The 10,648-nt window shown below is 66.9% G+C and carries 8 protein-coding genes; 6 read left to right on the top strand and 2 right to left on the bottom strand.

What is annotated here, in order from left to right; genetic code table 11:
* The first annotated feature begins 241 nt into the window (after positions 1-241).
* The 5 genes from HD841_RS08645 to HD841_RS08625 all read left to right on the top strand — a co-directional run bounded on the left by HD841_RS08645 (position 242) and on the right by HD841_RS08625 (position 7,727).
* Entirely contained in the window at positions 242-2,722 is a 2,481-nt protein-coding gene (locus HD841_RS08645) for a glycoside hydrolase family 9 protein (RefSeq protein ID WP_179508838.1), read from the top strand.
* A 185-nt stretch (positions 2,723-2,907) separates the two neighbouring features.
* The gene (locus HD841_RS08640) at positions 2,908-4,023 is read left to right on the top strand and encodes a Gfo/Idh/MocA family protein (protein WP_179508465.1); all 1,116 of its coding nucleotides are present in this window, start codon (positions 2,908-2,910) and stop codon (positions 4,021-4,023) included.
* Positions 4,024-4,131: 108 nt separating this feature from the next.
* Positions 4,132-6,438 (top strand): GH92 family glycosyl hydrolase, encoded by a 2,307-nt coding sequence (locus HD841_RS08635; protein WP_179508464.1) that lies wholly within the window; start codon positions 4,132-4,134, stop codon positions 6,436-6,438.
* A gap of 108 nt (positions 6,439-6,546) precedes the next feature.
* Positions 6,547-7,014 carry a sterol desaturase family protein gene (locus HD841_RS08630; RefSeq protein ID WP_179508463.1) on the top strand — a complete coding sequence of 156 codons (468 nt, stop codon included), beginning with the start codon at positions 6,547-6,549 and terminating at the stop codon, positions 7,012-7,014.
* Entirely contained in the window at positions 7,011-7,727 is a 717-nt protein-coding gene (locus tag HD841_RS08625; protein ID WP_179508462.1) for a fatty acid desaturase, read from the top strand. The genes HD841_RS08630 and HD841_RS08625 overlap by 4 nt, the downstream gene beginning before the upstream one ends.
* On the opposite strand, the gene HD841_RS08620 is transcribed toward HD841_RS08625, so the two are convergent.
* Positions 7,724-8,326, bottom strand: coding sequence for a TetR/AcrR family transcriptional regulator (locus HD841_RS08620; protein WP_218845470.1), 603 nt, complete (start codon positions 8,324-8,326; stop codon positions 7,724-7,726). The genes HD841_RS08625 and HD841_RS08620 overlap by 4 nt on opposite strands.
* Positions 8,327-8,467: 141 nt before the next feature.
* On the opposite strand from HD841_RS08620, the gene HD841_RS08615 reads away from it, so the two are divergent.
* Positions 8,468-9,487, top strand: a complete 1,020-nt coding sequence (locus HD841_RS08615) for an MDR family NADP-dependent oxidoreductase (RefSeq protein WP_179508461.1) — start codon at positions 8,468-8,470, stop codon at positions 9,485-9,487.
* Positions 9,488-9,501: 14 nt separating this feature from the next.
* On the opposite strand, the gene HD841_RS08610 is transcribed toward HD841_RS08615, so the two are convergent.
* Complete coding sequence (locus HD841_RS08610; RefSeq protein ID WP_179508460.1) at positions 9,502-10,500, bottom strand: MlaA family lipoprotein; 999 nt, start codon at positions 10,498-10,500, stop codon at positions 9,502-9,504.
* Positions 10,501-10,648: the final 148 nt, after the last annotated feature.

Raw genomic sequence — 10,648 nt, 5'->3', positions numbered from 1 at the left:
TCTAGAGCAAGTCCCGTGTCGTAATATTTCCGGGCGACGGATTGCCGGATGTTAGCGCTATCGATAAGCTGTGTGAAAACAACGACATGGGGAGGGTGCGATGGCTTGGTCCGCGCGGCGATAGCGATGCTGTACCTGGACACGTCCGGCGCCTGATCGGCGACCGCGACCCGGAACTTCCGACATAACGATCCGCCGGCGCAAGACCGGCTCGACGACTGGAGAGATGCTTGTGGCACGAATGATTTGGGGCGCCTTGCTCGGCTCGGTGAGTATCGGCGTCATCGCCGGCGCGGTGCATGCGCAGTCGCTTACCGTCACCCCGGCCGAGACGCTGGAGACGCAGGGGCTCAGCGTCATCGTCGACCAGAACCATTTCAGCCCGATCTTCTTCGACGAGAAGAATGCAGGCATCCAGATGGTGCTGCACGGCGAGCGTATCGCCACCGACGGCGCGGTGCGGCTCGACCGCACGCCCGAACAATGGGCGCCGGTCCCCGCGTTCGTCGGCCGCACCCGCGGCAGCGAGCCCAACCAGCTGGTGGTACGTTCCGCCTACAAGCAGCAGAACCTGTCCTACAGCGTCAAGGTCACCGCCGAGCCGGGCGGTTTCCGCATCGCGGTCGATCTCGACCAGCCGCTGCCGGCAAGCCTCGCGGGCAAGGCGGGCTTCAACCTCGACTTCCTGCCGACCGCCTATTTCGGCAAGACCTATCTGGTCGATGCGGCGCCCGGGCTGTTCCCGCGCCATCCCACCGGCCCCATGGCTAAGGACGGATCGGGCGATCCGCTGCCGCTCGGGAGCGCTACCAAATCGATCACCCTGTCGCCCGAGGACCCGCTGACCCGGGTCAGCATCACCTCCGACACCGGATCGATCGATCTCTACGATGCACGGGCGCGCGCGCAGAACGGCTGGTTCGTCGTCCGGTCGCTGATCGCCACCGGTGCTAAGGAAAATGCGATCGTCTGGCACGTCCGGCCGAACGTGGTGAAGAATTGGACGCGTCAGCCGGTCGTCTCGTTCAACCAAGCCGGCTACACGCCCGGCCGGGCGAAGGTCGCGATGATCGAGCTCGACCCCAATTTCAAGGCACCGGCTGAGGCCGAACTGGTACGGCTGACCGCGGATGGCGGCAAACAGTCGGCGTTGCGCGCCAAGCTGCAGCCGCGTGGCCGCTGGACGCGCTACGACTATGCCGCCTTCGACTTTTCGTCGGTCCGCGAGCCCGGCCTGTACGCGATCAGCTATGCGGGGCAGACGACCAACCCGTTCCGTATCGCCGCCGACGCCTATCAGCGGATCTGGCAGACCTCGCTCGACACCTTCATCGCCGAGCAGATGGATCATGTCGGCATCCGCGAACAATATCGTGTGTGGTCGGCGCCTTCGCACCTCGATGACGCGCGGCAGGCGCCGCCGAACATCACCCATTTCGACGGCTACAAGATGGGGCCGAACCTCGATTCGCCGTTCAAGGCGGGGCAGCATATCCCCGGCCTGGCGGTGGGTGGCTGGCAGGATGCGGGCGACTATGACATCCAGACGCCGGAAAACGCGGCGGTGACCCGCGACCTGGTCTGGGCGCGCGAATTGTTCGGGCTCGACTGGGACGAGACCAGCATCGACGAAGCCGCGCGCAAGGTCGAGATCCGCAAGCCCGACGGGGTCGAGGATGCGATCCAGCAGATCCGCCATGGCACGTTGCAGCTGCTCGCGCAGTATAAGGTGTTCGGCCACGCCATCGTCGGCATCGTCGATCCCGCGCTACGCCAATATGCGCATCTCGGCGACGCGGGATCGCAGACCGACAACCGCCTCTACGACGCCAAGCTCGGGTCGGAGGAGGTCAAGGGTGGCGCGTCGGGCACCCCCGACGATCGCTGGGCATTCACCACCGATCTGCCGGCCAACAATCTCGCGGTCGCCGGTGCGCTCGCCGGCGCCAGCCGCGCGCTCGCCGCCAGCGACCCCAAGATGGCGGCAGAGGCGCTGGCCGCGGCTAAGGCGTTGTGGAGCAAGCAGCAGAATGTGGTGGTCAAGGCCGGCGACGGGCGCGACGATTCCTCTTCGCCGCGCTCCGCCGAGGCGGCGAACGTCGTCGCCACCGTCGAGCTGCTGCTGACCAGCCGCGGCGAGCGGGTGTACGTGGACCGGCTCCGCCAGTTGCAGCCGGTGATCCGTCAGAACTTCCCATGGCTGGCCGGCGCGGCGGTGCGGGCGATCCCCTTCATGGGCGCCGATTATCGCGCCAGCCTGGTGCCGTTGGTGCAGGACATGAAGGCCAAGGCGGACGGCGGCATGACCAACAATCCGTTCGGCGTGCCGATCGCCGACGGATCGTGGGCGGGATCCAACCAGGTGGTGAGCTTCGGCACGACCATGTACCTGCTGCACAAGGCATTCCCGGAGATCGTCGGCACCGCCTACACGCTCAACGCGATCGATTACGTGCTCGGGCGGCATCCGGCGAACAACCTGTCGCTGGTCTCGACCGTCGGCACCGCGTCGAAGCTGATCGGCTATGGCCACAACCGCGCCGATTATAGCTTCATCCCCGGCGGGATGGTGCCGGGGGTGCTGATCGTCAAACCCGATTACCCGGAGGCGAAGGTCGACTGGCCGTTCCTGTGGTTCGAGAACGAATATACCGTCAGCACCACCTCTGCCTACATCCTCGCGGCGCGCGCGGCGATGGCGGTCGCGGCCGAGACGAAGTGACCGCGCCGGTCGGCTAAGAGACATGATGCGACGTGCCGCCGCCGGCCAAGTCTCTGGCTCGGCGGCGCGCATGGTGATCGCGGACGGCCGGTGCAGGTAGGCCGGTGAGGGTGGGTGCGGTGCAACAATTGCATGGACGCTTCGTTCGTCCGGCATCCACCATCACCGAATGAAAGGCCGAAACCATGTTCGGACACACCAAGAAGGTGCGCTACGCCGTCGTCGCAGGCGGGCAGATCTCGCAGCAGGCGTTCATGCCCGGCGTCGCGCGCACCAACAACTCGGAACTGGCCGCATTGGTCACCGGTGATCCCGTCAAGGCCGACAAGCTCGCCAAACTCTATGGCATCAAGGCGTGGGGCTACGATCAATATGCCGAGCTGCTGGCGTCGGGCGAGATCGATGCGGTCTATATCGCGACGCCCAACTTCCTCCACATGCAATATGCGGTGCCCGCGCTGGAGGCGGGCATCCACGTCCTGCTCGAGAAGCCGATGGCGTCGAGCGTCGCCGAGGCCGAACAGATCCTCGCGGCGCAGAAGACCCGCGGCGCCAAGCTGATGATTGCCTATCGCCTGCACCACGAGCCCGGCACGGTCGAGATGATCACCCGCGCGCGCAACAACGAATTCGGCGAGCTGCGCAGCTTCGTATCGACCTTCGCGCAGAACGTCGCCGAGGCCAATTCGCGCGGGCACAACGGCTATTGGGGCGGGCCGGTGCCGGATATGGGCACCTATCCGCTCAACGCGGTGCGCAACCTGTTCGGGCTGGAGCCGATCGCCGTGCACGCCGTCGGCACCAAGACGCCGGACCGCGGCTTCAACTTCCACGACACGGTCGCGGTGACGCTGCGCTTCCCCGGCGAGCGCGTCGCGCAGTTCACGGTAAGCTATGCCACCGCGCCGTCCGAATTCTTCGAGCTGATCGGCACCAAGGCGAGCATCCATGCCTCGCCGAGCTTCATGTTCGGTCCGAAGATCGGCATCCGCTATGTCGAAAAGACCAGCGAGGGCAGCAAGGAGCATAAGTTCGACCCGGTCGAACAGTTCGGCAACGAGACGCAATATTTCTCCGGCTGCATCCTCAACGATGCGCATCCCGAAGCCGACGGCGAGGAAGGGCTGCTCGACATGCGCGTGCTGGCGGCGGTGGAACGCTCGCTCGAAACCGGCGAGACGGTGACGCTGGAGCCGATGACGCGCAGCCGCCACGTCGCACCCGATCAGGCACTCAAGCTCAAGCCCGCGAAGGAGCCGGGCGAAGACGAGATGATCAGCATCATCCCGCAGCAGGCCTAATCGGGACGGGGGCTGGCTATCGGCCCCCCGACCGCCCTGCGCTGACGACCTCGGCGTAGCCGCCGGGCAGGGCTTTCGCCGCCCGGCGACACCTGCTTAACTCGCTGCATGCGTTACGCTTTCCTCCTCCCCCTGCTCGCCACCACGCCCGCCTTCGCGCAAGCCGGGGGCGCGCCGATCGAGGCGGTCGACCCGATGATCGGAACGGCGGGCGAGGGGCATACCTTTCCGGGAGCGACCGCGCCGTTCGGGATGGTGCAGCTGTCGCCGGACACCGATACCGGCTGCGAAATCCGCGCCTGCTACGGCCATGCCGCCGGCTACCGCTACGAAGATCCGACAATCCAGGGGTTCAGCCACACCCATTTCTCGGGTGCCGGCCATTCCGACCTCGGCGACATCCTCGTCGCGCCGCAGGCGGGCACGGCGCGGCTCGATCCCGGCGATCCCGCCCGCCCGGGATCGGGCTACCGCTCGCGGTTCGACCATGCGGCCGAGACCGCACGGCCGGGCTATTATGCGGTGACGCTGGCCGATGGCAGCATCCGTGCCGAGCTGACCGCGGGAACGCGCACGGGCGTGCATCGCTACACCTTCCCCGCGGGCGTCCCGGCGCATCTGGTCATCGACCTGCGTTCGTCGCTCTACAATTATCCCGGCAAGGTGCTGTGGTCGGGGCTGCATCTGCGCGCCGACGGCACGCTGACCGGCTTTCGCGAGACGCGCGGCTGGGCGCCGGGTCGCAAGCTGTTCTTCGCGATGCGCTTCTCCGCGCCGCTGACCGGCCACGGCTTCGTCGATCGCGATACCGCGGTGACCTACAAGGGCTTTCAGGGACCGGGCCGGGGCAGCGAGGCGCTGGCCGAGAAGCTCGGCCGCGCGCTGGAGGCGCGGCTCGACTTCGGCCCGCTTGCCGCGCCGCTCGAGGTAAAGGTCGCGCTGTCGGGCGTTGACGAAGCCGGCGCAATCGCCAATCTGGATGCCGAGGCGGGTGGCTTCGACGCGATCCGCGCGCGGACCGCCGCCGCCTGGACGAAAGCGCTCGGCGCGGTCGAGATCGCCGCGCCGGCACCCATGCGCCGCACGGTCTATACCGCGCTCTACCACGCCCTGCTCGCGCCGAGCGTGTGGAGCGACGCCGACGGCCGCTATCGCGGACCGGACGACCAGGTGCATCGCGCCGACGGCTTCACCTTCCGCTCGACCTTTTCGCTCTGGGACACGTTCCGCGCCGAGCATCCGCTGCTGACGCTGGTCCAGCCGGCACAGACCACGGTCGACGTGGTGCGCTCGCTCGTCGCCAGCCGCCAGCATAGTCCCGACGGCATCCTGCCGGTGTGGCAGTTCGCCGGGCGCGAGACCTGGACGATGATCGGCTATCACGCCGCCCCGGTGATCGCCGACGCCTATATGAAGGGCATCCGCGGCTTCGACGCCGCTGCCGCGCTCGATGCGATGGTCGCGAGCGCCAGCTATGCGCCGTACGGCGGGCTCGGCGACTATATGGCGCGCGGCTACGTGCCGATCGACAAGGAGCCGGAGGCGGCATCAAAGACGGTCGAATATGCCTATGACGACTGGACCATCGCGCGGATGGCGCGAGCGATGGGGCGCGACGCGATCGCCGACCGGTTCGAGACGCGCGCCGGCAATTGGCGCAACAGCTTCGACGGCAAGAGCGGCTGGCTGCGCGCCCGGCTATCGAGCGGCGCGTTCCGCACCCCGTTCGACCCCACCGCGATCAACTACGGGTCGGATTATACCGAGGGCAATGCGTGGCAATATAGCTGGTTCATGCCGCAGGATCAGGCCGGCCTGTTCCGCCTGCTGGGCGGCGACGCGAAGGCGATCGCCAAGCTCGACGCGATGTTCGACTATGACACGTCGAAGCTCGACTACAGCCATGCCGAGGATATCGCCGGGCTGATCGGCCAATATATCCACGGCAACGAGCCGAGCCACCATGTCGCCTATCTCTACGATTATGCCGGCGCGCCGTGGCGGACGCAGGAGCGGCTCGCGCAGATCGTCGCCTCGCAATACAAGCCGACGCCGGACGGGCTCGCCGGCAACGACGATCTCGGTCAGATGTCGGCGTGGCTCGTCTTCACCGCGCTCGGCTTCTATCCGGTCGCGCCCGGATCGAACGAATATGTCATCGGGCGGCCATTCGTGGATCGCGCGGTGCTCAACCTGCCCGACGGCAAGCGCTTCGTCGTCGTCGCGGACGGACTGTCGCCGACGAACCGCTACATAGCGGCGGTGACGCTGAATGGCGTGCCGCTGACCCGCAGCTATCTGCGCGACGCCGAGCTGCGCGCCGGTGGCGAACTGCGCTTCACGATGGCCGCGGTGCCGGACAAACGCTGGGGCAGCGGTCGTGCGGCGCGGCCCTTCTCGATGTCCTCGCGGTGACGGCGGGCGGAGACATCGGCCGCTACGGCCTTGTTTGCCTGCGGTTATGGCATAGATAACGACGAGGCCGCCCCCGAGTCATGGCTCGGCCGCGGCAGGGAGTTGGCGATGGCCTGGTATGAGAAGCTGGCCCTGGTCGTCGGCATGATCCTGTTCATGGAATGCTTCGCCTGGGCGACGCACAAATATGTCATGCACGGCTGGGGCTGGGGCTGGCACCGCTCGCACCACGAGCCGCATGACGGCGCGTTCGAGAAGAACGACCTCTATGCGATCAGCTTCGCCGTCATCGTCGTGACGCTGTTCGTCGTGGGCCTCCGCTGGGAGCCGCTGTGGTGGGCGGCGCTCGGCATCACGCTGTACGGCGGCATCTATGCCTTCGTGCACGACATGATGGTGCACCAGCGCTTCGGCATGCGCTGGGTGCCGCGGCGCGGCTATTCCAAGCGGCTGTTGCAGGCGCACCGGCTGCACCATGCGGTAAAGGGCAAGGAGGGCGGCGTCAGCTTCGGCTTCCTGTTCGCGCCCGATCCGGCCAAGCTGAAGCGCAAGCTCGCCGATCGCGCCGGGCGATGAGCGGCGGCCCGGCCACGGCGCGCCGTAGCCTGGTGCTGGCGCTGGCCATTGGCGGCGCGTGGCTCGCCATCCATATCGGCGGCATCTTCTTCTGGGACTGGCAGGCGGCGACGCTGCCGCTCGCGCTGCTGCTGATCGTCGTGCAGGCGTGGCTGAGCACCGGGCTGTTCATCATCGCGCACGATTGCATGCACGGCTCGTTCGCCCCCGGGCATCGCGCGCGCAATGCCGTGGTCGGGACGCTGTGCCTGGGCGCCTATGCCGGCCTGTCGTATCGCGCGCTCTATCCGCTGCACCATGCGCATCACGCCGCCCCCGGAACCGAGCACGATCCCGATTTCCATGCCGACGCGCCGCGCAGCGCGCTGCCGTGGTTCGTCCACTTCTTCCGCGGCTATTACACGCACGGCCAGATCCTGCGGATCACCGCGGCGGCGATCCTGTACATGCTGCTCGGCGCCTCATTGCTCAACATCGTGGTGTTCTGGGCGGTGCCGGCGCTGCTCGCGTTGGCGCAATTGTTCCTGTTCGGCACCTACCTGCCGCACCGTCACGGCGAGACGCCGTTCGCTGATGCGCACAATGCCCGCAGCAACACGCTGTCGCCGCTCGCGTCGCTGGCGACCTGCTTCCACTTCGGCACCTATCACCACGAACATCACCTGAGCCCGCAGACCCCCTGGTGGCAGCTGCCCCGCATCAAGCGCGGCTAGGCGCGCGAAGACGCGCTCACCGGCGGCCCGACCAGCCTGGCGCTATGATCGACGATGCGGCGGTTGAGTTCGTCACGGCCGCCGTATCTTGCCGCGTCGAGGATCACGCCATGAAGCGCGTTGAACAAGAAGATCGCGGTGAATAGCGGATCGTCGACCGACCATGCCTCCGCTGCGCTGCCTGCGGCGAGCAATTGCGTCAAATCGTCGATCAACGGGTTGTCAGCAAGTCCGTCGCTGTTGCGGGGCGGAACTTCGCTGAATAGGACCGCATGTAGCGGTGCCAAAAGGGCATAAGCGTCCGCGCAGGCGGTGGCCCATGCAGCCAAACGCCCACGCCAGTCGTCGGCCGCGACGCGATCGCCTGCGACGCTGATCTCGCTCCCGATGCGAACGGCGAACCGCAAGCGCAGGGCGGCGATGACATCCTCCTTCGAGGTGAAGTGCAGGTAGAAGCTGCCTTTCGCCACGCCCGCGCCAGAGGTGATCTGTTCGATTGTGGTGGCTGCCACGCCTTGCCTGACGAACAGATGCTCTGCGGCATTCAGCAGATCATCCCGGCGCTCTTCGGCGGGCTTGGTTCTGGCTTTGGCTGGCATGGCTCGTTCCGTGGTGGCTGACGCCGTCCGTGCCCTCAATCCCAATAGGAGGAAAGACACTCAATATTGACTGACCGCCAGTCAGTATCTAATCACGGCTGCGGTGCACGGCCGTCACATGCGCGCCCAGCGGAGGCTTCAATGACGAACAACTTGTCCATTTCCCGTCGAATCCAACTGGCACGATATCCCGATGCCATGATCCAGCCGGCGGATCTCGCGATCGTCGACACGCCGTTGCCTGCACCTGGGCCGAATGATCTGGTTGTCCGTAATCGCTGGTTCCGCGTTTCGATCTCCACTCGATTGATGGCGCGGCGCGATGCGCAAGCGGTGGAGGGCATACCGTTCCCTGCGCTCAAGCCGGGCGATGCATTGGCTGACGGTGCGATTGGCGAGGTGCTCTCCTGTCCGCCCGACAGCACCTTTTCGATCGGCGACTTCGTCTCTCACCCGTTTGGCTGGCGTGACCTTGCCGCTGTGCCGATCCAGCAATGCGTCCCGCTCGGGCGCGGACCGATCGAACCGGCTGCCTATCTAGGCCATGGCTGGACCGCCTATGCAGCGCTCACCCGGGCCATCTCGCTGCGCGAAGGGGACACGGTCTTCATATCGAGTGGCGCGGGTGCGATCGGTTCGATGGCCGGTCAAATCGCCCGCAGGCTCGGCGCCGGACGGGTGATCGGCAGCACGGGCAGTCGCGACAAAGCCGGCTGGATGCGCAGCGAACTCGGCTATGATGCCGTGGTCTTGCGCGACGCGGGGTCGCTGACCGAACAATTGGCCGCCGCCGCACCGGGCGGCATCGATGTCTTCATCGACATGGTCGGGGGCGAGCAACTTTCTGCGGCCGTCACGGCCGCACGGCAAGGTGCGCGCTTCGTGCTGCTGGGTGCGTTGACCTCGGAGCTGGACCGGCAGGGTGCCAGTATCGTCGCACCGGCCACGCTCGACTCTTTTCAGCTCATCCTCAAAGGCATCATGCTTCGCGGTTATAGCGCCGATAACGACATCGATGCGTTTCCCGAGTGGATCGGGTGGCAGCGCGATGCCGCACTCCATTACGCCTCTTCAATGGTGACCGGCCTGGAGGCCGCGCCGCAGGCGCTCCACGATGCGTGTGAAGGGCGGCTGCGGGGCGTCGTCATCGTCGCGCTTTAGCGTGGCTCAGGACGTCAGGGGGCCGGCTTGACCTCCGGCTTCACCTCGCGGCCGCGTGCATCGATCGGCGCCTTGGGGGCCTCGGACATCGGGCTCGAACTGCCGGTGCCGCGGCCGCGCAGGTGGTCGATCTCGGCCTGGCGGCGTTGCAGGTAGAAGGTGCGGGTGTTGGCGTAGGGATCGGCGGCATCGTCGTGCAGCGTGTGCAACGTGTCGTCGAATTCGGCGCGATGATCGAGCACGCCGAGCACCGCGGCGGGAATGACGAACGCCGGCTTGGTCACGCGGCGGCCGGCGGCGATCGGCAGGACGAGACGGTCGACGCCGCCGCCGATCAGATCGCGCACCGTCGTCGGGCCGACCAGCGGCAGGAACATGAACGGCCCCGGCGGCACGCCGTAGAAGCCGAGCGTGTCGGCGAAGCCATTGCCGCGACGCGGCAGCTTGAACGGCTTGCGCTTGGCGATGTCGAAGGCGCCGAGCAGCCCGATCGTGGTGTTGATGCCGAACCGGCCGACCGTCTCCACCGCCTTGCCGATCTTGTGCTGGAGCAGGAAGTTGATGAACACGACCGGCTCGCGCAGATTGTACAGCACGTTGTGGACGCCGTCGCGGAACGGCTTGGGTGCGGTCTTCTTGTAGGCGCGGGCGATCGGCGCGACGAGCGCCTTGTCGACCGCCTCGGTCGCCTCGAACGAGCGTTCGTTGAGCGCGCGCAGTGGATCGATCTTGGCGGCGTTCTCGCGCGCGGTGACGACGATGTCGGCGGAGTCGGTGATCGGCCCGTCGCCGCGGCGGACGTCCTGCGGTGGGTGGGCAGCTTCAACCGGCGTCTGCGACGGGGCGAGCGGTTGCGCCGGATTGGCCGGGGCCGCCGCGACCGGGGGCGCAATCGGCGGTGCCGCTGCGGGATCGGTGGGGAGCGAGGCAGGAGCCGCGGGGGCGATCGGGGCCTCCTGCACGGGCGCAGAGGAAAGGGCCGAAACCGTCGTCCACAACACTAGGCTCAGCATACCACCCCATCAGCCGCTTCCGACAATTGTAGGCGGACACGGGGTGATCAACCACAGCCGGACTTAACAAGCCACCAAGAAGCGGCGAATGGCCGGAAATTGCATGTAAAAAAGTGCCGCCCCCGCGGCTGGCCGGCGGGGGCGGCGG

Origin of the sequence: Sphingomonas melonis (assembly GCF_013409985.1) — a bacterium.
Classification (GTDB): domain Bacteria; phylum Pseudomonadota; class Alphaproteobacteria; order Sphingomonadales; family Sphingomonadaceae; genus Sphingomonas; species Sphingomonas melonis_A.
This window is presented reverse-complemented; position numbering and strand designations above follow the sequence as displayed.

What these genes read in the sequence shown, in the direction of transcription:
- HD841_RS08630 (WP_179508463.1), top strand. Translation starts at nt 6,547, where the DNA reads ATGGCCTGGTATGAGAAGCTGGCCCTGGTCGTCGGCATGATCCTGTTC.
- HD841_RS08610 (WP_179508460.1), bottom strand. Translation starts at nt 10,500, where the DNA reads ATGCTGAGCCTAGTGTTGTGGACGACGGTTTCGGCCCTTTCCTCTGCG.
- HD841_RS08640 (WP_179508465.1), top strand. Translation starts at nt 2,908, where the DNA reads ATGTTCGGACACACCAAGAAGGTGCGCTACGCCGTCGTCGCAGGCGGG.
- HD841_RS08635 (WP_179508464.1), top strand. Translation starts at nt 4,132, where the DNA reads ATGCGTTACGCTTTCCTCCTCCCCCTGCTCGCCACCACGCCCGCCTTC.
- HD841_RS08615 (WP_179508461.1), top strand. Translation starts at nt 8,468, where the DNA reads ATGACGAACAACTTGTCCATTTCCCGTCGAATCCAACTGGCACGATAT.
- HD841_RS08645 (WP_179508838.1), top strand. Translation starts at nt 242, where the DNA reads ATGATTTGGGGCGCCTTGCTCGGCTCGGTGAGTATCGGCGTCATCGCC.
- HD841_RS08620 (WP_218845470.1), bottom strand. Translation starts at nt 8,326, where the DNA reads ATGCCAGCCAAAGCCAGAACCAAGCCCGCCGAAGAGCGCCGGGATGAT.
- HD841_RS08625 (WP_179508462.1), top strand. Translation starts at nt 7,011, where the DNA reads ATGAGCGGCGGCCCGGCCACGGCGCGCCGTAGCCTGGTGCTGGCGCTG.